The sequence below is a fragment of the Streptomyces sp. NBC_01478 genome (genome assembly GCF_036227225.1).
In the GTDB taxonomy this organism is placed as follows: Bacteria; Actinomycetota; Actinomycetes; order Streptomycetales; family Streptomycetaceae; genus Streptomyces.
On sequence record NZ_CP109444.1, the window covers coordinates 2,295,101 to 2,321,198 of the forward strand.

At 70.0% G+C, this 26,098-nt stretch carries 20 protein-coding genes, 1 pseudogene and 1 riboswitch; of the genes and pseudogenes, 10 read left to right on the forward strand and 11 right to left on the reverse strand.

The annotated features are described in order from the left end of the window. Window positions 1-19 precede the first annotated feature (19 nt). The 4 genes from kdpB to OG223_RS10285 form a co-directional block, all read right to left on the reverse strand. The gene (kdpB, locus tag OG223_RS10270; protein WP_443073833.1) at window positions 20-2,113 is read right to left on the reverse strand and encodes a potassium-transporting ATPase subunit KdpB; all 2,094 of its coding nucleotides are present in this window, start codon (window positions 2,111-2,113) and stop codon (window positions 20-22) included. A 29-nt stretch (window positions 2,114-2,142) separates the two neighbouring features. Next, window positions 2,143-3,807, reverse strand: coding sequence for a potassium-transporting ATPase subunit KdpA (kdpA, locus tag OG223_RS10275; RefSeq protein WP_329245560.1), 1,665 nt, complete (start codon window positions 3,805-3,807; stop codon window positions 2,143-2,145). Window positions 3,808-3,814: 7 nt separating this feature from the next. Beyond that, window positions 3,815-3,904, reverse strand: a complete 90-nt coding sequence (gene kdpF, locus OG223_RS10280) for a K(+)-transporting ATPase subunit F (protein ID WP_016434100.1) — start codon at window positions 3,902-3,904, stop codon at window positions 3,815-3,817. A gap of 630 nt (window positions 3,905-4,534) precedes the next feature. Continuing rightward, window positions 4,535-6,367, reverse strand: a complete 1,833-nt coding sequence (locus OG223_RS10285; protein WP_329245565.1) for an APC family permease — start codon at window positions 6,365-6,367, stop codon at window positions 4,535-4,537. Window positions 6,368-6,626: 259 nt separating this feature from the next. Here OG223_RS10285 and OG223_RS10290 point away from each other — a divergent pair, with 259 nt between their 5' ends. Continuing rightward, the gene (locus OG223_RS10290; protein WP_329245568.1) at window positions 6,627-7,142 is read left to right on the forward strand and encodes a hypothetical protein; all 516 of its coding nucleotides are present in this window, start codon (window positions 6,627-6,629) and stop codon (window positions 7,140-7,142) included. Here the strand turns inward: OG223_RS10290 and OG223_RS10295 are convergent. Next, on the reverse strand, window positions 7,120-9,669 hold the full coding sequence (locus tag OG223_RS10295; RefSeq protein ID WP_329245571.1) for an ATP-binding protein: 2,550 nt from the start codon (window positions 9,667-9,669) through the stop codon (window positions 7,120-7,122). The genes OG223_RS10290 and OG223_RS10295 overlap by 23 nt on opposite strands. Window positions 9,670-9,821: 152 nt before the next feature. Here OG223_RS10295 and OG223_RS10300 point away from each other — a divergent pair, with 152 nt between their 5' ends. From OG223_RS10300 to OG223_RS10310, 3 genes are all read left to right on the forward strand, one after another. Then, window positions 9,822-11,426 (forward strand): Na+/H+ antiporter, encoded by a 1,605-nt coding sequence (locus OG223_RS10300; RefSeq protein ID WP_329245574.1) that lies wholly within the window; start codon window positions 9,822-9,824, stop codon window positions 11,424-11,426. A gap of 269 nt (window positions 11,427-11,695) precedes the next feature. After that, window positions 11,696-13,657 (forward strand): amino acid transporter, encoded by a 1,962-nt coding sequence (locus OG223_RS10305; protein WP_329245577.1) that lies wholly within the window; start codon window positions 11,696-11,698, stop codon window positions 13,655-13,657. Between the two features lie 119 nt (window positions 13,658-13,776). Continuing rightward, window positions 13,777-14,298, forward strand: coding sequence for a hypothetical protein (locus OG223_RS10310; RefSeq protein WP_329245579.1), 522 nt, complete (start codon window positions 13,777-13,779; stop codon window positions 14,296-14,298). Here OG223_RS10310 and OG223_RS10315 read toward each other — a convergent pair. Next, window positions 14,276-14,866: a DUF1707 SHOCT-like domain-containing protein gene (locus OG223_RS10315; protein WP_329245581.1), complete on the reverse strand. Its 591-nt coding sequence runs from the start codon at window positions 14,864-14,866 to the stop codon at window positions 14,276-14,278. The genes OG223_RS10310 and OG223_RS10315 overlap by 23 nt on opposite strands. A gap of 98 nt (window positions 14,867-14,964) precedes the next feature. On the opposite strand from OG223_RS10315, the gene OG223_RS10320 reads away from it, so the two are divergent. Continuing rightward, entirely contained in the window at window positions 14,965-15,360 is a 396-nt protein-coding gene (locus tag OG223_RS10320; RefSeq protein WP_329245584.1) for a TOBE domain-containing protein, read from the forward strand. Between the two features lie 45 nt (window positions 15,361-15,405). On the opposite strand, the gene OG223_RS10325 is transcribed toward OG223_RS10320, so the two are convergent. The 3 genes from OG223_RS10325 to OG223_RS10335 form a co-directional block, all read right to left on the reverse strand. After that, window positions 15,406-16,566: an NAD-dependent formate dehydrogenase gene (locus OG223_RS10325; RefSeq protein WP_329245587.1), complete on the reverse strand. Its 1,161-nt coding sequence runs from the start codon at window positions 16,564-16,566 to the stop codon at window positions 15,406-15,408. A 118-nt stretch (window positions 16,567-16,684) separates the two neighbouring features. Beyond that, on the reverse strand, window positions 16,685-17,620 hold the full coding sequence (locus OG223_RS10330) for a LysR family transcriptional regulator (RefSeq protein ID WP_329245589.1): 936 nt from the start codon (window positions 17,618-17,620) through the stop codon (window positions 16,685-16,687). Between the two features lie 50 nt (window positions 17,621-17,670). Continuing rightward, entirely contained in the window at window positions 17,671-18,144 is a 474-nt protein-coding gene (locus OG223_RS10335; protein ID WP_329245592.1) for a PucR family transcriptional regulator, read from the reverse strand. Between the two features lie 33 nt (window positions 18,145-18,177). Here OG223_RS10335 and OG223_RS10340 point away from each other — a divergent pair. Continuing rightward, window positions 18,178-18,906 (forward strand): annotated as a pseudogene (locus tag OG223_RS10340) (xanthine dehydrogenase family protein molybdopterin-binding subunit); the annotation flags it as partial. Here OG223_RS10340 and OG223_RS10345 read toward each other — a convergent pair. After that, window positions 18,818-19,309 carry a molybdopterin-dependent oxidoreductase gene (locus tag OG223_RS10345; protein ID WP_262061724.1) on the reverse strand — a complete coding sequence of 164 codons (492 nt, stop codon included), beginning with the start codon at window positions 19,307-19,309 and terminating at the stop codon, window positions 18,818-18,820. The pseudogene OG223_RS10340 and the gene OG223_RS10345 sit on opposite strands and share 89 nt — an antisense overlap. A gap of 202 nt (window positions 19,310-19,511) precedes the next feature. Between OG223_RS10345 and modA the strand changes: the two genes are divergently transcribed. From modA to OG223_RS10360, 3 genes are read left to right on the forward strand one after another with little or no spacing between them, the layout of a single operon-like run. After that, window positions 19,512-20,333, forward strand: coding sequence for a molybdate ABC transporter substrate-binding protein (modA, locus tag OG223_RS10350; protein WP_329245597.1), 822 nt, complete (start codon window positions 19,512-19,514; stop codon window positions 20,331-20,333). Continuing rightward, entirely contained in the window at window positions 20,330-21,187 is an 858-nt protein-coding gene (gene modB / locus OG223_RS10355; protein ID WP_329245600.1) for a molybdate ABC transporter permease subunit, read from the forward strand. The genes modA and modB overlap by 4 nt, the downstream gene beginning before the upstream one ends. After that, window positions 21,184-22,248, forward strand: a complete 1,065-nt coding sequence (locus tag OG223_RS10360; protein WP_329245603.1) for an ABC transporter ATP-binding protein — start codon at window positions 21,184-21,186, stop codon at window positions 22,246-22,248. The genes modB and OG223_RS10360 overlap by 4 nt, the downstream gene beginning before the upstream one ends. A gap of 67 nt (window positions 22,249-22,315) precedes the next feature. Here OG223_RS10360 and gcvP read toward each other — a convergent pair whose 3' ends face one another. After that, on the reverse strand, window positions 22,316-25,201 hold the full coding sequence (gene gcvP / locus OG223_RS10365; RefSeq protein WP_329245605.1) for an aminomethyl-transferring glycine dehydrogenase: 2,886 nt from the start codon (window positions 25,199-25,201) through the stop codon (window positions 22,316-22,318). Between the two features lie 187 nt (window positions 25,202-25,388). Continuing rightward, a riboswitch (glycine riboswitch) is annotated at window positions 25,389-25,484 on the reverse strand. A 114-nt stretch (window positions 25,485-25,598) separates the two neighbouring features. On the opposite strand from gcvP, the gene OG223_RS10370 reads away from it, so the two are divergent. Then, window positions 25,599-25,970: a PRC-barrel domain-containing protein gene (locus tag OG223_RS10370; protein ID WP_329245608.1), complete on the forward strand. Its 372-nt coding sequence runs from the start codon at window positions 25,599-25,601 to the stop codon at window positions 25,968-25,970. Window positions 25,971-26,098 lie beyond the last annotated feature (128 nt).

Below are 26,098 nucleotides of genomic sequence, written 5' to 3' on the forward strand. Positions count from 1 at the left end.
TCAGCACGCTTTCAAAAAGTTACAGCCCGGGGATGAGGGAGATGAGGAGGTCGATGATCTTGATGCCGATGAAGGGCGCGATCAGCCCGCCGATGCCGTAGATCGTCAGGTTGCGGCGCAGCATCTTGTCGGCGCTGACCGGCCGGTACTGCACACCCCGCAGGGAGAGCGGCACGAGCGCGATGATGACCAGCGCGTTGAAGATGACCGCCGACAGGATGGCGGAGTCCGGTGAGGACAGGCCCATCACGTTGAGCTTGTCCAGGCCCGGGTAGACGGCCGCGAACAGCGCCGGGATGATCGCGAAGTACTTCGCTACGTCGTTGGCGATCGAGAACGTCGTCAACGCGCCCCGGGTGATGAGGAGTTGCTTGCCGATCTCGACGATCTCGATGAGCTTGGTCGGGTTCGAGTCGAGGTCGACCATGTTGCCGGCCTCCTTCGCGGCCGACGTGCCGGTGTTCATCGCGACGCCGACGTCCGCCTGGGCCAGCGCGGGCGCGTCGTTCGTGCCGTCGCCGGTCATCGCGACCAGCTTGCCGCCGGCCTGCTCGCGCTTGATGAGCGCCATCTTGTCCTCGGGAGTGGCCTCCGCGAGGAAGTCGTCGACGCCGGCCTCGTCCGCGATCGCCTTGGCGGTCAGCGGGTTGTCGCCCGTGATCATGATGGTCTTGATGCCCATGCGGCGCAGCTCGTCGAACCGCTCGCGCATGCCCGCCTTGACGACGTCCTTGAGGTGGATGACGCCCAACACCCGTGCGCCTTCGGTGTCTTCGACGGCGACGAGCAGCGGGGTGCCGCCGGCCGCGGAGATCCGGTCGGTGAGCGCGCCGGCGTCCTCGGACACCTCGCCGCCCCGCTCCCGGACCCAGGTGACGACCGAACCGGCCGCGCCCTTGCGGATCTTGCGCCCGTCGACGTCCACGCCCGACATACGGGTCTGGGCGGTGAAGGCGATCCACTCGGCGTGGGCCAACTCGCCCTGGTGGCGCTCGCGCAGGCCGTACTTCTCCTTCGCCAGGACGACGATGGAGCGGCCCTCGGGCGTCTCGTCGGCCAGCGAGGAGAGCTGGGCGGCGTCGGCGAGTTCGGCCTCGGTGGTGCCGGGGACGGGCACGAACTCGGAGGCCTGGCGGTTGCCGAGGGTGATGGTGCCGGTCTTGTCGAGCAGCAGCGTCGAGACGTCGCCCGCGGCCTCGACTGCCCTGCCGGACATGGCCAGTACGTTGCGCTGCACCAGCCGGTCCATGCCCGCGATGCCGATCGCGGAGAGCAGCGCGCCGATCGTGGTCGGGATCAGACAGACCAGCAGGGCCACCAGCACGATCAACGTGAGGTGCGTGCCCGCGTAGTCCGCGAACGGCGGCAGGGTCGCCACCGCGAGCAGGAAGACGATGGTGAGGGACGCCAACAGGATGTTCAGGGCGATCTCGTTGGGCGTCTTCTGCCGGGCGGCGCCCTCGACCAGGGCGATCATCCGGTCGATGAAAGTCTCGCCGGGCTTCGTCGTGATCTTGATGACGATACGGTCGGAGAGGACCTTCGTACCGCCGGTGACGGCCGAACGGTCGCCGCCGGACTCGCGGATGACGGGCGCGGACTCACCGGTGATGGCCGACTCGTCGACACTCGCCACGCCCTCCACGACGTCACCGTCGCCGGGGATGATGTCGCCCGCCTCGCACACGACCAGGTCGCCGATGCGGAGTTCGGTGCCGGGGACCTGTTCCTCGACGGTGCCGTTGAGCCGTCGGGCCACCGTGTCGGTCTTGGCCTTGCGCAGGGTGTCGGCCTGCGCCTTGCCGCGGCCCTCGGCGACGGCCTCCGCGAGGTTGGCGAAGATGACGGTCAGCCACAGCCAGGCGCTGATCGCCCAACCGAACCAGTCGCCAGGGTCCTTGAAGGAGAAGATCGTGGTCAGCACGGACCCGATCCACACCACGAACATGACGGGCGACTTGACCATCACCCGCGGGTCGAGCTTGCGGCAGGCGTCGGGCAGGGACTTGATCAGTTGCTTCGGGTCGAACAGACCCGCGCCGACACGTCCCTCTTCCTTGTGACCGGTCGGCACATCGCTGTGCGGCGCCCTGGTCGGAGTGGCTGTGGACATCGAGTCCTCTTGGTTGTCTGTGCGGGTGCTCATGACGCCAGCCCCTCGGCCAGCGGTCCCAGCGCCAGCGCCGGGAAGTAGGTCAGACCGGTGATGATGAGGATCGCGCCCACCAACAGGCCGGTGAACAGCGGCTTTTCGGTGCGCAGGGTGCCCGCCGTCGCCGGGACCGGCTTCTGCTCGGCGAGCGAACCGGCCAGCGCCAGCACGAACACCATCGGCAGGAAGCGGCCGAGGACCATCGCGAGTCCGGTCATGGTGTTGAACCAGTCGGTGTTCGCGTTCAGGCCTGCGAAGGCGGAGCCGTTGTTGTTGGCGGCGGAGGTGAAGGCGTACAGCACCTCGGAGAAGCCGTGCGCGCCGGAGTTCAGCATGGAGTGCGGCGGGGTCGGCAGCGCCATGGAAGCGGCTGCGAAGATCAGCACCAGGGCCGGGGTGATCAGGATGTAGCAGGCCGCGAGCTTCATCTCGCGGGTGCCGATCTTCTTGCCCAGGTACTCGGGCGTACGGCCGACCATCAGTCCGGCGATGAACACCGCGATGACCGCCATGATCAGCATTCCGTAGAGGCCGGAGCCGGTACCACCGGGTGCGATCTCGCCCAACTGCATGCCCAGGATGGTGATTCCGCCGCCGAGCCCGGTGAACGAGGAGTGGAAGGAGTCCACCGCGCCCGTCGAGGTCAGCGTCGTCGACACCGCGAAGATCGAGGAGGCGCCGACACCGATCCGGGTCTCCTTGCCCTCCATCGCACCGCCGGCGGCCTGGAGCGCCGCGCCGTGGTGGGCGAACTCGGTCCACATCATGAGGGCCACGAAGCCGACCCAGATGGTGGCCATGGTGGCGAGGATCGCGTAGCCCTGCTTGATCGAGCCGACCATCACGCCGAAGGTGCGGGTCAGCGCGAACGGGATCACCAGCAGCAGGAAGATCTCGAAGAGGTTCGTGAACGGGGTCGGGTTCTCGAAGGGGTGGGCGGAGTTGGCGTTGAAGTAACCGCCACCGTTGGTGCCGAACTCCTTGATCGCCTCCTGCGAGGCGACCGCACCGCCGTTCCACTGCTGGTGGCCGCCCATGAACTGACCGACCTCGTGAATGCCGGAGAAGTTCTGGATCGCACCGCAGGCGACGAGCACGAGCGCGGCGATGATCGAGCCGGGCACCAGGATGCGGATGACACCGCGCACCAAGTCGGCCCAGAAGTTGCCGAGTTCACCGGTACGGGAGCGCGCGAAGCCGCGTACGAGAGCCACCGCGACGGCGATGCCGACGGCCGCGGAGACGAAGTTCTGCACGGCCAGGCCGGCGGTCTGCACGACGTGACCCATGGTCTGCTCGCCGTAGTACGACTGCCAGTTGGTGTTCGTCACGAACGACACGGCCGTGTTGAACGACTGCGCCGGGTTGACCGAGGAGAAGCCCAGCGAGCCGGGCAGGATCCCTTGGATGCGCTGGAGCAGATAGAGGAAGAGAACACCGACCGCCGAGAAGGCGAGCACGCCGCGCAGATACGCGGGCCAGCGCATCTCGGTGTTCGGGTCGGCACCGATGCCCTTGTAGATCCACTTCTCGACACGCCAGTGCTTGTCGGAGGAGTAGACCCTGGCCATGTAGTTGCCGAGGGGGACGTAGGCGAGCGCCAGCGCCGCTATCAGGGCGATGAGCTGGAGCACACCGGCAAGGACGGGACCCATACGCTGCTCAGAACCTCTCCGGGAAGATCAGGGCGAGGACGAGATAGCCCAGCAGGGCGACGGCCACGACGAGGCCGACGATGTTCTCGGCGGTCACAGCTTCGTCACCCCCTTGGCGACGAGGGCCACCAGCGCGAAGACCGCGATCGTGGTGACGACGAAGGCCAGATCGGCCATCGTGAGCTCCTGGAATGAGGTTCGGATGGAACGGACGCTTAGAGGTAACCGCGCCCGTGACCGGATATGGCCACCGTTGACGGGTCCCTTACGGCGGCGCATACGCCTTTGACGCGACTCTTACGGCGGGGCGGGGCTTCGGCCCGCGAGCGGGGTTCTACGGCGGTGTGGGGCGCCGGCCCGCGAGCGGTTCTCGGCGGCGGCGGTGCCGGCTCGCGGGCGGTTTCACGGCGGCGTTGACACCCTGCCGCAGGCGGATCCACGGCGCCGCCGGCACCGGTCCACAGCCGGATCTACAACGACACTGGTGCCGGCCCGGGGGCGGTTCTTCGGCGGCGCTGACGCCCGACCGCAGACGGATCTACGACAGCGCCGGCGCCGGCCCGCGGCGGGTCTGAGCCGAACGTCGGCACCGACCCGCAGGCGTTCTACGCCGACGCGGCACCGACCCACGAGCGGCTTTGCACCGACGCCGTGCGGCAAGCGCAGGGGCAGGCGCGAGCGCCGCACCCCGGCGGCGAAACAGTGCGCCCGCACCACACCCCCCGCGTCAGAACAGCCGGAATCTCAGCCGGCAGATCACCGCGTCCGTGTCCCGTCGTACGGCATGGGCGACGACGGCCCCGCGCTGGTTCTGCAGCAGTCTCTGCCACAGCCGGACGGGCTCCACCTCGGCGATCAGGACGGTGACGCGGGTGTCCGGTTCCGACGCCGACACGTCGCGTACGTACGCGGCGATCGGGCGGCCCAGTGTGCGGCGTTCGCAGGTGAGGCGGACCAGGGGGACGCCGGGGTCCCATTGGGCCCAGGCGCGTTCCAGGGCGTGGAGGTGGGCCCGGTCCTCGGGGTCGGGGTAGCAGACGGTCACGGCGCGGACCTCGTCGCCGAGGGAGGCGGCGGCCGTCAGCGCCTCGGAGGTGAGCCGGGTGAGGGAGGAGACGGGCACGATCACTACGGACCGGTCGCGGTGCGGCGGTTCCGGGACACGGCCGAGGCCGAGCCGTTCGCCGATGTGCGCGTAGGCGCGGTGCACGGTCTCGAAGGCGAGCACGAGCAGCGGCAGGGTGATCACGATCAGCCAGGCGCCCTCCTCGAACTTGCTCGCGGTGACGACGATCGCCGCGACACCGGTGAGGATCGCGCCGAAGCCGTTCAGCAGGGCCTTGCCGCGCCAGCCGGTGCCGCGCTCGCCGCGCCAGTGCCGGACCATGCCGACCTGGGCGACGGTGAAGCCGACGAAGACGCCGATCGCGAAGAGCGGCACGAGGGTGTTGGTGTCGCCGCCGGAGAAGACCAGCAGGACGGCCGAGACCGCGGCCAGCGCGAGCACGCCGTGCCGGTGCACCTGGCGGTCGGCCTTGAGGGCGAAGACGTGCGGGAGGTAGTTGTCACGGGCGAGCAGCTTCAGCAGCACCGGCAGCCCGCCGAAGGACGTGTTCGCGGACAGGGCGAGCAGGATCATCGTCGCGAACTGGATGACGTAGAAAGCCCAGTTGTGGCCGAGGGAGGCGTCCGCGAGCTGGGCGAGGACGGTGACTCCCTGGACGGGCTGGAGGTGGAAGCGGGAGATCAGGACGGACAGGCCGATCAGCATCACGCCGAGCACCGCGCCGAGGGCGACCTCCGCGCGCTGGGCCCGCTTCACGCGGGGTGTGCGGAAGGAGGGCACGGCGTTGGCGATGGCCTCGACGCCGGTGAGGGCGCTGCACCCGGAGGCGAAAGCTTTCAGCAGGAGCAGCACGCCGACGCTTGTGGCGTTGCCGGTCACCACGGACTCGCTGTTGACCCGGTTCACAGGCCCATCGCGGAAAAGGCCGACCACAATGAGGACGAAGATCGAGCCGACGAACACGACGGTCGGCACGATGAACACCCGCGCCGACTCGGCGATCCCGCGCAGGTTCACACCTGTGAGCAGTGTCAACACCGCCAGGCAGAGCCACAGCCGTTCACCGTAGAGCGAGGGGAAAGCGGAGGTGAGCGCCGCGACTCCGGCGGTCACGGCCACGGCCACGTTCAGGACGTAGTCGAGCACCAGCGAGCCCGCCGCCACCAGACTCGTCCGCGCGCCCAGGTGGGTCTTCGCCACCGCGTACGAACCGCCGCCGTCCGGGAAGGCCGCGATGACCTGCCGGTACGACGCGACGAGCACCGCGAGCAGGGCGGCGATGGCGAGCGTGACCGGCAGGGTGAAGCCGAGCCCGTGCGCACCGGCGGCGGCCAGCACGAGGACGATCGCCTCGGGACCGTAGGCGACCGACGCCATGGCGTCCAGGGAGAGGGCGGCGAACCCGGCGAGGGCGGTCAGCCGATGGCGTTCGCCGGTATCCGGGGGCTCCTCGTCGGCTGGCGTCTCGCCCGGCTGGACGGTCAGAACGGTCATGCTGGTGGCTCCTTCACGTACGGACGCGCGGTGGCGGGAACGCGCGGGTGCGCTCCAGGTTCTGTCCCGTCGCCGCCGGTTTCCCCTTCTCCTTGCGGCTTCTTCGCGCCGAACACGCGTTCCTTGACGGGAACTTGACGAGCGTGTGACCAGGGCAACCGCCGCCGACCGCTGCGAGGGCGTCAAGAACCACCGGACACCCGTCAGAGTCCCGTCAAGGCCGGGCTTCCGTACGCCGGGAATCTCTACGGTCGCCACCATGGGACACCCGCACGACGCAGGGGCGCACGATCGACGGTGGGCGCGGGACCTGCGCGACACGTTCCGCTGCGCGGGCGCGCTGCTCGGACTCCTGCTGCTCGTCGACCAGTTCAGCGGTCGGCTCACCCTCTGGCGCGCCGCGCTCTGGTTCGCCGTGGCACTGCTGCTCTTCGTGGTGCTCTACCCGGCACGGGTCCGGGCGGGCGCGGGCTGGCTCTCCTCGCGCGGGCTGCTGCGTGAACGACACGTGCGCACGGACCGGCTCGTGTCGGTGCGGTGTCTGGACGGGGTCTCTCAACGGTTGTTGCTGCGGGACGAGTTCGGGGGCCGGGTCGAGATCGACCCCGATGTGCTGGTCAACAACCCCGATGTGTGGCACCTGTTGGCCGAGGGCTCCCGCCGGTCCCTCGACTCCGGCACGCTGACCTGCGGGGCGACCGCGCTGCGCCGGATCGCGGAACGCGTCGAGCGCGAGACCGCGGAGACCGTGTTCAAGGTGTCCGGCCTGGAGTAGCCACCACTGTTGAAGCTGAGGGGTCCGCCCATTCGGCCAGCGGCAACGACACGACCATCGTCAGACCACCCCCCGGTGTGTCCTCAGGAGTGAGCGTCCCGTTCATCGCCTCGGTGAGGCCGCGCGCGAGGGCGAGTCCCAGCCCGAGGCCGGTGGTGTTGTCCGTGTCGCCGAGCCGCTGGAACGGCTCAAAGAGACGCTCGCGGCCGGTAGTTGGAAGCCCGGGCCCTCGGTCCACGACCCTCAACTCCACTCTCCCGCCCAGCGCGCTGGCGGTGACCATGACCCGGCGCCCGGCCGGGGTGTGCCGGGCCGCGTTGCCGGCCAGGTTGGCGATCACACGCTCCAGCAGCGGCGGATCGACGAGCACCGGCGGAATAGACTCCACGTCCCGCAGATCCACGTCGGGCACGTCGGCGAGCGCCATCGGCAGCACCTCCTCCAGGCTGGTGGCCCGCAGGTTCAGCGGGAGCGCGCCCGCCTCCAGGCGGCTCAAGTCGAGGAGGTTCTCCAGCAGCCGGTTCAGCTTGGCCATGGACTCGTCGGCGGTGGCGAGGAGTTCGTCCCGGTCCTCGTCCGAGAACTCCACGTCCCGCCCGCGCAGCGAGGTGACGGCCGCCCAGCCCGCCGCGAGCGGTGTCCGCAGATCGTGTCCTACGGCCCGCAGCAGCGCCGTACGCAGCCGGTCGGCGGCCTTCACCGGCTCTATCTCGGCGGCTGCTTCGGCGAGTTGGGCCCGTTCGACGGCGGAGCCGACGTGGGCGGCGAAGGCGGCCAGGACGCGCCGTTCCGAGGAGGAGAGGGTGCGTCCGCGCAGGACGAGGAAGGCGCCGGGGCCGGCCGGGACGGTGGTGACACCACTGCCGACCTCGTGGTCCGGTGGTTCGTCGACGAGTTCGGCCGACTCGGTGCCGAAGGTCTCGCGGGTGCGTTCCAAGAGGGCCGGGATCGTCTGGCCGCCGCGCACGATGCTGCCCGCGAGGGAGGACATGGTCTCGGCCTCGGCGGTGGCACGGGCCGAGCGCCGGGACAGTCGTAGCGAACGGTCGACGACGGCGGCCACGGTGGCCGCCACCACCGTGAACACCCCTAGCGCGAGAAGGGCGTTGGGGTCGTCCAGGGTGAACTGCCCGATGGGCGGGATGAACCAGTAGTTGAGCAGCACCGAGGCCGTCAACGACGCGATGACCGCCGAGGTGACACCGCCTATGCAGGCGACCCCGACCACGGCGAGCAGGAACAGCAGGGCCTCGCTGGTGAGGTTGACCGTGCCGCGCACCTGGGCGAGGCAGACGGTGAGCAGCACCGGCAGCACAAGTCCCGCTACGGGACCGGCAATCAGCCGTGCCGTCGAGAGGGTACGGCGGCGGGAGGGCAGCAGGGTGCCGCGTCCGGCGCGCTCGTGGGTGACCCGGTGGACGTCGATGTCGCCGGACAGTTCAGTCACCGTCTCGCCGGTGCCGGGCCCGGTCAGGAACCGCTCGAACCGGCCCCGGCGGCTGGTGCCGAGGACGAGTTGGGTGGCGTTCTCGGTGCGGGCGAACTCGACCAGGGCGGTGGCGACGCCGTCGCCGACCACCGAGTGGTAGCTGCCGCCGAGGTCCTCGACGAGCCTGCGCTGCCGGGCGAGCGAGGCGTGCGACACCCCGGCGGCGAGTCCGTCGCTGCGGGCCACGTGCACGGCGAGCAGGTCACCGCCGGCGATGGGGGTCCCCCCGGTCGAGCGAAGCCGAGAGTGGGGGAGGTCGGCGATGCGGGCGGCCCGCCGGATGAGTGTGTCGCCCTCCGGGCCGCCGGTCAGCGCGACGACCACCCGTTCCCGGATCTCCCACACCCCGCCGATGGCGTGCTCGGCACGATACGTATGCAGCGCCTCGTCGACCCGGTCGGCGACCCACAGCAGCGCCAACTGCCGCAGCGCGGTGAGGTTTCCGGGCCGGAAGTAGTTGGCGAGAGCCGCGTCGATCTTCTCGGGCGTGTAGATGTTGCCGTGCGCCATGCGCCGCCGCAGTCCCTCGGGCGGCATGTCGATCAGCTCGATCTGCTGGGCCCGGCGGACGACGTCGTCGGGCACCGTCTCGTGCTGCGGCACCCCGGTGATCTTCTCGACGACGTCCTTGAGGGAGGCGAGATGCTGCACGTTGACGGCGGTGACGACGTCGATGCCGGCGGTGAGCAGTTCGTCGACGTCCTGCCAGCGCTTGGCGTTGCGTCCGCCGCCGGGCACGTTGCTGTGCGCGAACTCGTCGACGACGGCCACCTCCGGGCGCCGTTCGAGGACCGCCGCGAGGTCCATCTCCTCGAACTCCCCGCCCCGGTAGGCGCATTGGGTCCGCGCCACGACCTCCAGGCCGTCGAGCATCGCCTCGGTGCGGGGGCGCCCGTGGCACTCGGCGAAGCCCACCACCACATCGGCGCCGCGAGCGGCCCGGCGCCGTGCCTCGTCGAGCATGCGGTAGGTCTTGCCGACACCCGGGGCCGCCCCGAGGTAGACCTTCAGCCGTCCGCGTCGCAGTACGTCGTTCATCGCCTCCCAGAGAAGCGCTCCGCAGGCCTCCAGGCAGGCTTCTTGATGCGTCCCTGGCGCTGCCCGCAGGGACGTTGACACTGTCTTGACGGCGCCCGGCCGGGTTAGGGTGAGCGCGGTGTGCCGGGAAGTCTGGTCGGCGGGGAGTCCACATGGGCTCGTCCAAGCCCCAGGGGGACGGCATGCGCGGCGTCGGTACGGTTCTCGCTCTCGTGGTACTGGCGACGCTGGTGGCGACGTTCGCCCGCCGGTGGCGCATCCCCGCGCCCTCCCTCCTCGTGGTCGCCGGTCTCTCCGTGGCCCTGCTGCCGGGCACCCCGGCGATCGAGATCAGCCCCGATGTGATCGGCCTGGTCGTCCTGCCGCCGCTCCTCTACGCCAGCGCCGAGGACATGTCGTGGCGCGAGCTGAAGGCGGTGTGGAAGCCGGTCGGGATCCTCGCGATCGGCCTGGTCCTCGCGTCCGCGGCGGCGGTGGGCTGGGTGGCGTCCACGGTGACCCCGCTGTCCTGGCAGATGGCGCTCGTGCTCGGCGCGGTCCTCGCCAGCACCGACCCGGTCGCCGTCACCGCGCTGGGCCGCCGGCTCGCGCTGCCGCCCCGGGTCCAGGTGCTCGTCCAGGCGGAGTCCCTGTTCAACGACGCGACCTCGCTGGTCCTGTTCCGGGTCGCGGTGAGCATCGCCGTGGCCTCGGCGGCGGCCAACTGGGGCGCGGCGGGCGGTGAGTTCGTGGTGCTCGCGGGCGGCGGCACGGTCATCGGGGCGGCCGTCGCCTACGTCGTGACACTGATCCGGCGGCACACCGAGGACCCGGTCCTGGAGACGGTGATCGCCCTGGTCACGCCGTACGCGGCCTACGTCCTCGCGGAGGGCGCCCACACGTCCGGCGTGACCTCGGTCGTGGTCGCCGGGGTCGTCCTGGGCGGTCACGGCGACCGACTCACCAACGCCCGCATCCGGCTCCAACTGAACGCCGTCTACGGCACGGTGGTGTTCCTGCTGGAGAGCGTGGTGTTCTCGTTGATCGGGCTGGCGCTGCCCGCGCAGGTGCAAGCCCTGTCCGACGGCGACCGGGCCTGGCCGCTGTACGCGTTCGCGGTGGCGGGCACCCTGATCGCCGTACGACTGCTGTGGCTGGCGCCGCTGTCGGCGGTGCTGCAGCGCAAGGGCGGGACGCACCGGGTGAACTGGCGGGTGCCGATGGTACTGACCTGGGCGGGCACCCGGGGTGTCCTTCCCCTGGCGGCGGCCCTGTCGATCCCCGAGGTCACGAAGACCGGCGCCGCGCTGCCCGACCGCCCCCTGGTCCTCGTCCTGACCACCTCGGTCGTCGTGGTCACCCTGGTGGTCCAGGGATTCACCCTGGCCCCCGTCGTCCGCCGCTCCGGCATCGCCCTCGAACCCGACCACACGGAACGCGAAGAGGCCTCCGCCCGCTGCCACTTGGCCGACGCGGGCATCCGCCGCCTCGACGAACTCGCCGAGCTGGAGGCCGTGCCGGACGTCGTCCTCGACCGACTCCGCCGCGGTCTCAACGCCCGCCTCGACGACGCCCGAGACCGCCTCTCCGAGAACAACGGCCACGTGTCCCACACGGAGTCCGCCGACCTGGTCTACCGCCAACTCCGCCGCGACCTGATCGCCGTGGAGACGGTGGAACTACAGCGCCTCTACGACGATCACGCCATCAGCGACACGACCCGCAGGCGGCTCCAGCGGTCGCTGGACCTGGAGGAGGCGAGGCTGGCGGACGTGTGACGCGGCGGGACTCCCGCCGTGGTGACGCTCGGTGTCCACCACCCCCGACCGCCCGCCCAAGCCCCCCATACAGCCCAACGCACCCCGAACCGCTCCCGGCCACCCGTTCCTGATGCGCCGCTTCCGCTCACCCCGCCAGTCTTAACGGAAGATTGACGCTCACGGCCCCTCCATCCATGGGCCCACGCGTCACTCTCCGCTTACGCTGGTGCCGCCGTCCGCGTGATGGCCACAGACCACACGCTGACCCGCAGCTCAGGAGCACGCCGATGGCCACCACCGAACACCCTCCGCCCAGTCGCCTGCGCGCCTGGATGCTGGAGGGGCTGGCCGACATGGGCAAGGGCGGCACGCACGCTGCTCAGGCCGCGCCGGAACCGGAGCAGCCCGCCCACCAGGGCCAGCGCTGGTGGCGGGTGATGTGCCTGACCGGCGTCGACTACTTCTCCACCCTCGGCTACCAGCCCGGCATCGCGGCCCTGGCCGCCGGTCTGCTGTCGCCGGTGGCGACCATCGTGCTCGTGCTGGTCACTCTCTTCGGCGCCCTGCCCGTGTACCGCCGGGTGGCCGAGGAGAGCCCGCACGGCGAGGGCTCCATCGCGATGCTGGAGCGGCTGCTGTCGTTCTGGAAGGGCAAGCTGTTCGTCCTGGCCCTGCTCGGCTTCGCCGCGACCGACTTCCTGATCACCATCACTCTTTCGGCGGCGGACGCCTCCACTCACCTGGTGGAGAACCCGCACTTCACGAGTGTGCTGCACGACAAGCAGATGCTGATCACCCTGATCCTGGTCGCCCTGCTGGGCGCGGTGTTCCTCAAGGGCTTCCTGGAGGCGATCGGCGTCGCGGTGTACCTGGTGGTGGCCTACCTGGCGCTCAACACCGTGGTCGTGGTCGTCGGCATGTGGCACGTGGCCACCGAGGGGCATGTCGTCACCGACTGGACCAGTGCCCTGACCACCGAGCACGGCAATGTCTTCGCCATGGTCGGCGTCTCCCTGCTGGTCTTCCCCAAGCTGGCGCTCGGCCTGTCCGGCTTCGAGACCGGCGTGGCCGTCATGCCGCACGTCGAGGGCGACCCCGACGACACCGAGCAGAATCCGAAGGGCCGGATCCGGGACACCAAGAAACTGCTGACGGCCGCCGCGCTCATCATGAGCGTGTTCCTGATCGCGACCAGCTTCATCACCACCGTGCTCATCCCGGAGAAGGAGTTCAAGTCCGGCGGCCAGGCCAACGGACGTGCGCTGGCGTACCTCTCGCACGAATACCTCGGCAACGCCTTCGGCACGGTCTACGACTTCTCCACCATCGCCATCCTGTGGTTCGCCGGCGCCTCCGCGATGGCCGGCCTGCTCAACCTGATGCCGCGCTACCTGCCCCGGTACGGCATGGCCCCGCACTGGGCCCGCGCGGTGCGTCCGATGGTGATCGTCTTCACCCTGATCGGGTTCCTGGTCACCTGGATCTTCGACGCCGACGTCGACGCCCAGGGCGGCGCCTACGCCACCGGCGTCCTGGTCCTGATGTCCTCCGCCGCGATCGCGGTGACCATCGCCGCCCGCCGCGCCCAGCAGCGCAACTGGACCATCGGCTTCGCGGCCGTGTCCGCGGTCCTGCTCTACGTCACGGTCGCCAACGTCATCGAGCGCCCGGACGGTGTGAAGATCGGCGCCTGCTTCATCGCCGGCATCATCCTGGTCTCCCTGCTGTCCCGGCTGGCCCGCGCCTTCGAACTCCGCGTGACCAGTGTGACCTTCGACGACATGGCGGAACGATTCATCCGCGACATCGCCAGCCGCAAGATCCGCTTCATCGCCAACGAACCCGACCGCCGCGACAAGGCCGAGTACCGGGAGAAGATCGAACAGATCCGCAACGACAACGATCTGCCCGAGCAAGAGGACTTCGTCTTCGTCGAGGTGACGGTCCTCGACGCCTCCGAGTTCGAGGCGGGCCTGACCGTGCGCGGCGAGGTCCTCCACAACCGCTACCGGGTCCTGACCCTGGAGTCCTCCTCCATCCCCAACGCCCTGGCCGCACTGCTCCTCAACGTCCGCGACACGACGGGCTGCACCCCGCACATGTACTTCGAGTGGACCGAGGGCAATCCGTTCGCCAACTTCCTCCGCTTCTTCCTCTTCGGCCAGGGCGAGGTCGCCCCGGTCACCCGCGAGGTCCTGCGCGAGGCGGAACCGGACCGGACGCGGCGCCCGCGCGTGCACACCGGCTGACCGTTCGAGGGCGCCCGAGCGGACGTCACCGTAAGAGACACGACAAAATCCGGTCCCGCAGCGTAAGAGCCCCGTCAGCGGCCCGCGCACCACGCTCCCGGCGCCCTACGGTCGGCCTCATGCGGCACAGCACCCCACCACCGGACCCGACCGGCGACCGCCACTGGCGCGGCGACGCCCGACTGGCGACGGGCTGCGCGCTCGGCTTCCTCGGCCTGACCCTGCTGGTCGACCGGGAAGCGGGAACCCTGACCCTGACCCGCGCGCTGCTGTGGTTCGCCCTGTCGGCGCTGCTGTTCGTCGTCCTGCTGCCGCACCGGGTCACCGCGGGTCCCGGCTGGCTCACCGTGGACGGCCCGCTGCTGAGGCGCACGGTGCACACGGACGCGCTGACCGTCGTACGACAGTACGGCGACGTGTCCGCACGCCTGGTCCTGCGGGACGCGCACGGACATTGGCTCGAACTGGACCCCCGGGTGCTGGTCGCCAACCCCCTGCTCTGGCACGAGCTGGACACGGGCATACGGCGCTCGATGGAACGCGGCACACTGCGCCAGGGCACCGATGTCCGGCGTCACCTGGGCCATCTGATCGACGACGAGACGGCGCGGTCGGTGCTCAGGGCTTCGGGGATTTCCTGATCCCGCGTCGCGTCCGGCGCACCACGACGTTCCCGAGCCGTATCTGCCCGACGATCTCAATGCGCAGGTCGACCGGCGCACCCGCGTCGGCGGGCCCGCGCGTCTTGACCTTCCCATAGCTGAACACCAGCGAGTCGGTGTCCACCACGATGCCCGGCCCGATCAGCAGACGCAGCTTGCCCAGGTGCATGTCCAGGTCGATGTGCAGGACGTCGTGGGTGATCACCGCCTGGGTGAAGTCGAGCGTCACATCGCCCAGGCTCGACTCGATCTCCAGCCGACGCGGCACCACCCAGCCGTCACCGCGCTGCGCCGAGCAGGCGCGCTGCTCGATGCGGACGACATCCCTGGCCCCGGCCGCGACCGCACCGGCCACCACTGGCAGGTCGGCCGTCAGGACAGCCAACTCCCCCATCGTGCGGGCGGTCAGAGCGGCCTCGACGCGCTCGTCGAGCTCCTCGGCGGTCAGCCGTCCGTCGCCGGCCGCGCCGGTCAGCACGTCCACCACACGGTCCCGGTCCGCATGCGAGGCACGCAACGCGGTCGTGCTCGTCAGCTCACCCGACATACCCTCACCCCGATCGATGGACTGGCGCTATATCGCGTTATACCCCAGAGCCAACCCCCCGTCCACCGGTTACCGTTTCTGGCCCTAGGGTGGCGCGTATGCAGTCCTACACAATCGGCCAGGCGGCGCGGCTGCTCGGCGTGAGCCCGGACACCGCGCGCCGGTGGGCGGACGCGGGCCGGGTGACGACCCACCGCGACGAGGGCGGGCGCCGGCTCATCGACGGTGTCGATCTGGCCGCGTTCTCGGTCGAGTTGGCGAAGGCGGGCGAAGTCGAGGAGGACCCTTCCTACACCTCCGTGCGCAACGCGTTCCCCGGCATCGTCACCGCGATCAAGCTCGGCGATGTCGCGGCCCAGGTCGAGATCCAGTCGGGCCCGCACCGGCTGGTCTCCCTGCTGACCCGGGAGGCCGTCGAGGAACTCGGCCTGGAGGTCGGCATGGAGGCCACCGCCCGCGTGAAGTCGACGAACGTGCACGTCGACCGTGTGTGAAGCGGGCCATGGCCTCCATCAGTCACGTGCCGGCCGAGCGCTCCGTCACTTGGTGACCGAGTAGGAGTGCGCGCCGGTCCCCGCCAACGCGCCCCCGTCCACGATCAGATACTCGTCCCGGATCGGCCGCCCCGCGAAGAACGCCTCCAGGATCTCCCGGGTGCCCGCCGCGTACCGGGCCTGCGCCGACAGCGAGGACCCGGAGATGTGCGGGGTCATCCCGTGGTGCGGCATGGTGCGCCACGGGTGGTCCGCCGGGGCGGGCTGCGGGAACCACACGTCACCGGCGTAACCCGCCAACTGCCCACTGCGCAGGGCCCGGTCGACGGCGTCCCGGTCGACGATCTTCGCCCGCGCGGTGTTGATGAGATACGCGCCGCGCTTCATCTGCGCGAGCAGCTTGTCGCCGAACAGGCCCTCGGTCTCGGGGTGCAGCGGCGCGTTGATCGTCACGACGTCGCAGTGCGGCACCATGTCCTCGGCACTCTCGTGCCAGGTCAGCCCCAGCTCCCGCTCCACGTCCTCGGACAGCCGGTACCGGTCGGTGTAGTGCAGCTTGACGTCGAACGGCGCGAGCCGCCGCAGCACCGCGAGCCCGATCCGCCCGGCGGCGACCGTGCCGACGTGCATGCCTTCGAGGTCGTACGAACGCGCCACGCAGTCCGCGATGTTCCAGCCGCCGTCGAGCACGACCTGGTGGGACGGCAGGTAGTTGCGCACGAGGGACAGCGTCATCATCACGACGTGTTCGGCGACGCTGATGCTGTTGCAGTACGTCACTTCGGCGACCGTCACGCCGTGGGAGATCGCCGCGTCGAGGTCGACGTGGTCGGAGCCGATGCCGGCGGTGACCGCGAGCTTGAGGTTCTTCGCGGCGGCGATCCGCTCGGGGGTCAGGTACGCGGGCCAGAACGGCTGCGAGATCACGATGTCGGCGTCGACCAGTTCACGGTCGAAGACCGAACCCTCGCCGTCCTTGTCGGAGGTGACGACGAGGGTGTGTCCGGCGGCCTCCAGGTAGGCGCGCAGGCCGAGTTCACCGGAGACGCTGCCGAGGAGGTGCCCCGGGGTGAAGTCGACGGCCTCGGGGGTGGGGGTGGTCTGGCCGCCCGGGTAGTGGTCGATCACGGGCAGGTCGTCGCGGGCGTACGAGGTCGGGTAACCGTCGGTGGGGTCGTCGTACAGAACACAGAGAACCTTGGCCATGTCGCGGCTCCTCAACTCCGTTGTCGGAAGAACTCCGTTGTCGGAAGACGCACTTGACGATCCTCGGGGTGAATCGCCCTGGTCAAAGCGAACGTTGCTATCGCCGGATAGCCCGCTTCTATGAACTTCGTTCGCCGAGGTAGGTGTGCAGCAGCTCGTCGAGCGCGTCGCGTACGCCGGCCTCCCTCGCCACCTTCAACAGCGCCTCCGCCAGCACGGATTGGGGTTCGGTCCGGGCGACGACCAGTCCGACCCGGGGACCGTGCGCGGGCCCGTTCAGCGCCACCACCCGCATCCCCTCGGGTACGTCGAACATGTGCAGCCACGCGTGCGAGATCACGCTGGACCAACGCCCGCCGGGGAGCAGGGTGTAGAGCCCGGCGACGCTGTCCGACTCGACCGCCGGGGCAGCCGTCGCGCCCTCGGCCGCGAAGCACTCGTCGATGATCCGGCGGTTGCGCATCCGCGAGTTGAGCAGGCAGAGGGGAAGCGTGGCCGCCTGTGCCCAACTGGCCTTGGAAACACCGGCGAGTGGCCCGTCGACCGGTGTGAGGAGGACGTACCGCTCCTCGTAGAGCGGGAGGCGGCGGACGTTGCGCAGGGTGTCGTCGTCCAGGTACGTCATCGCCGCGTCCAGCTCGAACTCGGCGAGCCCGTGGGTGATGTCGACGGATGAGAGGGACTCCAGGGCGACCCGGGCCCGGGGATGCCGTTCGCAGAACGGGGTGGTGAGAAGGGAGGCGGCGGGCAGCGCGGTGGGCACCACCCCGAGCCTCAGCGTGCCGGACAGTCCACCCCGCAGCGCGGACAACTCCTGGTGCAGGGCGTCCCGTTCGGCCAGGATGCGGTGCGCCCAGGCCAGCACCACCTCGCCCTCCGGGGTCAGCCCCTCGTACCGTCTGCCGCGCCGCACGATCGGCACGTCCAACTCGTGCTCCAGGCGCCGGATCGCGGCCGACAGCGAGGGCTGCGAGACATAGCAGGCCGCCGCGGCGCGCGCGAAGTGCCGTTCACGGGCGAGCGCGACGAGGTATTCGAGCTGACGCAGCAGCACGCCCAACCTCCCCTGGAACGTCGGACCACAGGACCCGTAGAACGTGCAGGTTAAGCGCTGTCCGTCCGGCACAACAGGGCCGCCCACAGGTCGAGGCGGTCGTAGAGGCGGGAGAGGTCGCGGCCGGTGAAGTGCTCGATGCGTCCGATGCGGTCGTGCGCGGAGTTGACGTGCGGATGCAGCGCCTCCGCCGTCCGCGCCCAGGAACCGTCGCACGCGAGGAAGGTCTCCAGGGTCTCCAACAGGACGGCGTTGGACCGCAGTTCACCGAGAACGGCCCAGCTGTAGGCGGTACGGACCTCGGCCGGAACGCCGGTGAGCAGCGCGTCGAGTCCGGTGAGCGTCGAGGCATCGGTGAGCGCCGAACCGTCGCGTGCGGTACCGCGCGCCGAGGCCGGCGCGTAACGCGCCTGCGCCAGCGCCCCGTTGAGTTCCCGCGCGGTGGCGACGGGCGCCCCGGTCCCGCCGTGGAGCGGCACGTCCGGTTCACCGGCACCGACAAGCGGCCAGACCTCATGCAGCACGTCGGCCTCCCCCCGGGTGACGACCGCGAACGCGACACGGGCGCCTTCGCCTCCACGGGCACGGTGGTGGCGGGCAAGGCCACCCTGCGCGCCGCTCGTGCCCTGGCCGACCACCTGCTCGACTTCGCCGCCGCCCATCTGCGACTCCCGCGCGCGGACTGCCGGTTGGCCGAGGAGGCCGTACTGCATCCTGGTGGCCGTCTGTCGTTGAAGGAGCTGCACGCGGCGGGTGCGGCGGTCGGCGTGGAGTTCGCCGCCGACGGGCACTTCGGCGGGACGCCCCGCTCGGTGGCCTTCAACGCGCAGTGGTTCAGGGTCGCCGTGGACCCGGACACGGGTGAGATCCGCATCCTGCGCAGTGTGCACGCGGCCGACGCGGGCAAGGTGATGAACCCGATGCAGTGCCGGGGACAGGTGGAGGGCGGGGTCGCCCAGGCGCTCGGCGCGACCCTCTTCGAGAACGTCCGCATCGACGAGCGGGGCGCGGTGGAGACGGCCGCGTTCCGCCGCTACCGGCTCCCGCAGTACGCGGACGTGCCGCGCACCGAGGTCCACTTCATGGAAACGGCGGACGCCATCGGCCCGTTGGGCGCCAAGTCGATGAGCGAGAGCCCCTTCAACCCGGTCGCGCCCGCCTTCGCCAACGCCCTGCGGGACGCGACGGGCGTCCGCTTCACCGAACTTCCGCTGACCCGCGACCGGGTGTGGCCGGCACTGGCCAACTCGCCGCGCCATACCCCCCGTCCACCCGTATCGCACTGATCCCACTGATGTGCCGGGCCCCGCAACGGTCCTGCGGAAGCACCAGTTGCGGTCCGGCACGGTCCAGCGGGGTGTCGTCGATGCTCACCGCGAGCAGAACAGGGGCATGAGCGAAGTCGGGGTCGATCTCGGCCCAGGACAGCAGCGCGTGGTGCCCGTCCGTACCGCTGACCGCGATCAGGAAGCGCAGCCGGTCCTTGCGGCGGACGGGGTCGAAGCCGGGACCGGCCGCGGACAGGACGTCGTAGAGCCGAGGTCCCGCGAAGCGGTGCACCTGGGTGCCGCTGGTGGCGCACTCGAAGCTGACCCGCACCCGGTGCAGCGGCCAGTTCAACAGGTCCGGCACGGTCAGCCGGGTGGGCCGGGCGAGGTCCCCCGTCAGGTCGAGCTGCGCGAGCGTCACGAGCCATCACCTCCCGGATGGTGGTACCCGGACGGCACTCCCGTACAAACGCACATGCGCACCCCGCAAGCGAATAGTGCAGCTCATGCGATGCGACAGGAGACTTACGCCTTGCATATGCGGCAGTATCATCGCGGCACGGCCGTTGCGGCCGGGCAAGGGCGCGACCCCATGTCAGCAGAGTCAGAGGAGTAGAACCGTGATGACCCGTTCCGCGCGTCGGACCCGCCGGACCCTGCAGGTTGCCGGGGCGGGAGCCGCCGCGCTGCTGGCCCTGAGCGCCTGCTCCTCCAGCGACGACTCGTCCTCCTCGAAGTCCGGCTCCTCGGCGTCCGCGTCCCCGAAGATGTCCGGCACGGTCACCGTCTTCGCCGCCGCCTCGCTCAAGGAGTCCTTCACGACCCTGGGCAAGGAGTTCGAGACGGCGCACCCCGGCACCAAGATCACCTTCAACTTCGCGGGCAGCGACACCCTCGCCGCGAGCATCACCAGCGGTGCCCCGGCCGATGTGTTCGCCGCCGCCAGCCCCAAGACCATGGCGATCGTCACGGACAAGGGCGACGGCGTCGGCACGCCGGCCACGTTCGTCCGCAACCAACTGGAGATCGCGACCCTGCCGGGCAACCCCGACAAGGTGACCTCCCTGAAGGACCTCACCAGGTCCTCGCTCAAGGTCGTGCTGTGCGACAAGACGGTGCCGTGCGGCGCCGCGGCCCAAAAGGCGCTCACGGCAAGCAAGTTGAAGCTCACCCCGGTGTCCTACGAGGAGGACGTCAAGTCGGCCCTCAACAAGGTGGTGCTGAAGGAGGCCGACGCGGCGGTCGTCTACAAGACCGACGTGCACGCGGCAGGTGACAAGGTGGAGGGCGTGGAGTTCCCCGAGTCCGCCGACGCCATCAACGACTACCCGATCACCCTCCTCAAGAACGCGCCCAACGCGGTCGCCGCCAAGGCGTTCATCGCGCTGGTGCAGTCCGCCGAGGGCCAGAAGGTGCTGTCCGCGGCGGGCTTCCTCAAGCCGTGACCCCGCTCGACACCTCCGACGCCGCGGCCGAGACCCTCAAGGGCGGGCCGCGGCGGCGCCGTGTCCGGATGACAGGTCGCGGAGTACCGCTCCCCCTGCTGGTGCCCGCGCTCGTAGGCCTGGCGTTCCTGATCCTCCCCCTGATCGCCCTCCTGGTACGGGCCCCTTGGCGTTCCCTGCCGTCCCAGCTCACCAGCACAGAGGTCTGGCAGGCACTCCAACTCTCCCTGTTCAGCGCGACCGCCGCGACGGCCGTGAGCCTGGTCCTGGGCGTACCGCTGGCCTGGGTGCTGGCCCGCACGGAGTTCCCCGGCCGCGGCTTCCTCCGCGCCCTGGTGACGCTCCCGCTGGTCCTGCCCCCGGTGGTGGGCGGCGTGGCACTGCTCCTGGCCCTCGGCCGCAACGGTGTCGTAGGCCAGTGGCTGGACTCGTGGTTCGGCATCACGCTCCCCTTCACCACGGCCGGTGTCGTGGTCGCGGAGTCGTTCGTCGCGATGCCGTTCCTGGTCATCAGCGTCGAGGGCACCCTGCGCGCCGCCGACCCGCGCTACGAAGAGGCCGCCCAGACCCTCGGCGCCTCCCGCTTCACGGCGTTCCGCCGGGTCACGCTCCCGCTGATCGCCCCGGGCATCGCGGCGGGCGCGGTCCTCGCCTGGGCCCGCGCGCTGGGCGAGTTCGGCGCGACGATCACCTTCGCCGGCAACTTCCCCGGCCGCACCCAGACCATGCCGCTCGCGGTCTACCTGGCCCTCCAGAACGACCCGGAGGCGGCGATCGCCCTCAGCCTGGTCCTGCTGGCCGTGTCGATCGCGGTACTGGCGGGACTCCGGGACCGCTGGATGACGACCTCATGACCGACTTCATCACCACACCGGACAAGGGCCTCGACGCCCGTCTCATCGTGGACCGCGGCACCTTCCGCCTGGACGTCGAACTGACCGCGGCACCCGGGGACGTCGTCGCCCTGCTCGGCCCCAACGGCGCCGGCAAGACGACAGCGCTGCGCGCCCTGGCGGGCCTGATCCACCTGACGGACGGTCATCTACGCCTGGACGGAACGGAGTTGGACCGTACGCCACCGGAGTCCCGCCCGGTGGGAGTCGTCTTCCAGGACTATCTTCTCTTCCCCCACCTGACCGCGCTCGACAACGTCGGCTTCGGCCCCCGCTGCCAGGGCGCGACCAAGGCGGAGTCCCGCGCCATCGCCGCCGAGTGGCTGGACCGCATGGGCCTCGCCGAGCACGCGGGCGCCAAGCCCCGCAGACTCTCCGGCGGCCAGGCCCAACGCGTCGCCGTGGCAAGGGCGTTGGCGACCCGCCCGCGCCTGCTGCTCCTCGACGAACCCCTGGCAGCCCTTGACGCCCGCACCCGCCTCGACGTACGGGCCCAACTCCGACGCCACCTCGCGGAGTTCGAGGCAGTCGCCGTCCTGGTCACCCACGACCCCCTGGACGCCATGGTGTTGGCCGACCGGCTGATCGTGATCGAGCAGGGCACGGTCGTCCAGGAGGGCACCCCCGCCGACATCGCCCGCCACCCGCGCACGGACTACATCGCCCAACTCGTCGGCCTCAACCTCTACAAGGGCCACGCCGACGGCCACACGGTCACCCTCGACACCGGCCCCACGATCACCACCACGGAGGATCTCCAGGGCGAGGTGTTCGTAGCGTTCCCACCGAGCGCGGTCACTCTCTTCCGGGACCACCCCACCGGCGCCAGCGCCCGCAACCTCTGGCACTGCGAGGTAGCGGGCCTGGAAACCCACGGCGACCAGATCCGCGTAGACCTGACCGGCGAACTCCCCCTGGCAGCCGACCTGACGACACCGTCAGCGGCCGAACTGGACCTACACCAGGGCGCATCGGTCTGGGCCGCCGTCAAGGCAACCCAGACCCACTCATACCCCACCTGAGCTACAGCGCCCCAAAGGGGCGCGGGGAACTGCGCGCCCAGCCACAATGGCGCCGCAGACGAAAAACTCAGTCCTCGTACGCGTCCAACGGCGGGCAGGAACACACCAGGTTCCGGTCACCAAAGGCCTGGTCGATCCTGCGCACCGGCGGCCAGTACTTGTCGGCAACAGAAACACCCGCCGGGAAGACAGCCTCCTCACGCGAATACGCGTGCCCCCACTCCCCACCCAACGCGGCAGCGGTATGCGGCGCGTTCCGCAACGGGTTGTCCTCAGCCGGCCACTCCCCCGCCCCGACCTTCTCGATCTCCCCACGAATCGCGATCATCGCCTCGCAGAACCGGTCCAGCTCGATCAGGTCCTCGGACTCCGTCGGCTCGATCATCAGCGTGCCGGCCACCGGGAACGACATGGTCGGCGCGTGGAAGCCGTAGTCGATGAGCCGCTTGGCGATGTCGTCGACGCTGACCCCGGTCGCCTTGCTGATCGGCCGCAGATCGATGATGCACTCGTGCGCGACGAGCCCGCCGGGCCCGGTGTAGAGCACGGGGTAGTGCGGTTCGAGCCGCTTGGCGATGTAGTTGGCGGAGAGCACGGCCACCTGCGTGGCCCGCTTGAGCCCCTCGCCACCCATGAGCCGGACGTACGCCCAAGAGATCGGCAGGATCCCGGCCGAGCCCCACGGAGCAGCCGAGATCGGCCCAACTCCCGTCTCCGGCCCGGCCGCAGGCTGCAACGGGTGGTTCGGCAGATACGGCGCCAGATGCGCACGCACACCCACCGGCCCGACCCCCGGACCACCACCACCGTGCGGAATGCAGAACGTCTTGTGCAGATTCAGATGCGAGACGTCACCGCCGAAGTGCCCCGGCTTGGCAAGCCCCACAAGGGCGTTGAGGTTGGCACCGTCGACGTAGACCTGCCCACCCGCCTCATGCACCTGCGCGCAGATGTCGGCGACATGCTCCTCGAACACCCCGTGCGTGGACGGGTAAGTGATCATCAGCACAGCGAGCTCGTCACTGTACTGCTCGATCTTCGCCCGCAGATCCTCGACGTCGATCTCGCCGTCCTCGGCGGTCTTCACGACGACGACCTTCATGCCGGCCATCACGGCACTCGCGGCATTGGTCCCATGCGCCGACGACGGAATCAGACACACGGTCCGCTGCTCGTCACCGTTGGCACGGTGGTATCCGCGTACGGCGAGCAGCCCGGCCAACTCGCCCTGCGAACCGGCGTTGGGCTGCAACGACACCTTGTCGTACCCGGTGACCTCGGCGAGCCGCTCCTCCAACTCCCGGATGAGCGTGAGGTATCCCTGCGCCTGCTCGGCGGGCGCGAAGGGGTGCAACTGCCCGAACTCCGGCCAGGTGACCGGCTCCATCTCGGTGGTCGCGTTGAGCTTCATCGTGCAGGAACCCAGCGGGATCATGCCCCGGTCGAGCGCGTAGTCACGGTCGGCGAGCCTGCGCAGGTAGCGCAGCATCGCGGTCTCGGAACGGTGGTCCCGGAACACGGGGTGCGTGAGATACGCGTCGGTCCGCAGCAGCGCCTCGGGCAGCGTGTCCTCGGCGGACGCGTCAAGCGCCTCGACGTCACCGTCCACCCCGAACGCGGTCCATACGGCGGCCAGTTGGGCGCGCGTGGTGGTCTCGTCGCAGGCGATGGACACCTGGTCCGCGTCCACGAGGTGCAGGTTGACGCCGTCCTCACGGGCGGCGGCGACGACCTCGGCGGCCCGGCCGGGAACGCGCGCGGTCAGCGTGTCGAAGTAGCCGCCGTGCACGACCTCGACACCGCCGGCGGTGAGTCCGGCGGCGAGGATCGTGGCGTACCGGTGCGTCCGCCGCGCGATGCCCTTGAGCCCCTCGGGCCCGTGGTAGACGGCGTACATCCCGGCCATGACGGCGAGCAGCACCTGGGCGGTGCAGATGTTGCTGGTGGCCTTCTCACGGCGGATGTGCTGCTCGCGGGTCTGCAGGGCGAGGCGGTACGCCTTGTGCCCGTCGGCGTCGACGGAGACGCCCACCAGCCGCCCGGGCAGGCTGCGCGCGAACTTCTCACGCACGGCCATGTATCCCGCGTGGGGCCCGCCGAAGCCCATCGGCACCCCGAAGCGCTGCGTCGTACCGACCGCGATGTCCGCGCCCAACTCGCCGGGCGACTTGAGCAGCGTGAGCGCGAGGAGATCCGCGGCGACGGTGACGAGCGCACCGAGCGCGTGCGCCTGCTCGATCAGCGGCTTGATGTCGCGTACGGCACCGGAGGCGCCCGGGTACTGCACGAGCACGCCGTTGATCTCACGCTCGGCGAGGTCGGCCGGGATGCCCTCACTGAGGTCGGCGACGACGACCTCGACACCGGCCGGCTCGGCACGGGTCTCGATGACGGCGATAGTCTGCGGCAACGCGTCGGCGTCGACCAGGAACAGACCCTTCTTGTTCTTGCCCATGCGGCGCGAGAGCGCCACTGCCTCGGCGGCGGCCGTGCCCTCGTCGAGCAGGGAGGCGCCGGAGGTCGGCAGCCCGGTGAGGTCGGCGACCACGGTCTGGAAGTTCAGCAGGGCTTCGAGCCGCCCCTGGGAGATCTCCGGCTGATACGGCGTGTAGGCCGTGTACCAGGCCGGGTTCTCCATGACGTTGCGCAGGATCACGGGCGGGGTGAAGGTCCCGTAGTACCCGAGCCCGATCATGGAACCGAGGACCTCGTTGCGGTCCGCGAGAGAGCGCAGCTCGGCCAGTACCTCGGCCTCGGTGCGGGCGCCCGGCAGGTCGAGGGAGTCGGCGTTCTTGATCACATCGGGGACCGCGGCGGCCGTGAGCTCGTCGAGCGAGCCGTAGCCGACCTGCGCGAGCATCTTGGCCCGCGCCTCATGGTTGGGCCCGATGTGACGCTGCTCGAACGGGATGCCCTGTTCGAGCTCGGAGAGTGAAGTGCGAGGGGCGGTCATGAGGGAGGCCTCCTGGTCGGACACGACCTTCGAGGGACACCACAGCTGTGGGGTGCCCGGACGGCCTCCCCCTCTGTCATCTCAACCTGAGAGCTTCACCGGGCATCCCGAAGGAACCCGGCTTTCACCGTCGGTGAGAGCGGAAGCCGTCGACGCCGTCGGCACCCGCCCTGCTTTCCAGAGTGACCTCGTCCGTGCGGTACGTGAGCCTGAGAGATTCCGGGGAGGATTTGCTCCTTCGGCGCCTCCGATGAAGTCTGGAGGACTCTCCCGCACGGGGTCAGCAGCCGTTCGCCAGCCTACCAGCGAGCACTAGAGCCCGGCTTTCGAGTGGCCACCGGCCTCAATGTGCTCTTTTGTAGTATTCACGGATGAGTTGCGAGCAGGAGGAGGTCCCGTGCAGACCGACATCGATCCGCGCAACCTGATCGGCCGCAAGGCGTTCGACCGCACCGGCGCCAAGATCGGCACGATCGACGAGGTCTACCTCGACGACGCCACCGGCGAACCGGAGTGGGCGGCCATACGCACCGGCCTGTTCTCCAGAGACGCCTTCGTCCCCCTGGAGCCCAGCGAACTGATCGAAGGCACCCTCCACATCCCCTTCGAACGCTCCCTGATCAAAGACGCCCCGGACTTCGGAGTGGGCCGCCACCTCTCCCCGGACCAGGAACTCCAGCTCTACCACCACTACGGCTTGGACGTGGGCCCGGCTCCATCACTCCCGGACCGCGACTTCGGCAAGGTGGCGGGGGCGGAGGAGGACTGAAGGGGGGTGGGATGGGTGGGATGGGTGAGGTGGGTGGACTGGCTGAGGGCGTCGGTGGGGGATACGGATGCTCGGGACATCGACGCTGCGAAGGCACGGACGCCGCGGGCAGCACTTCGGGGCTGTTT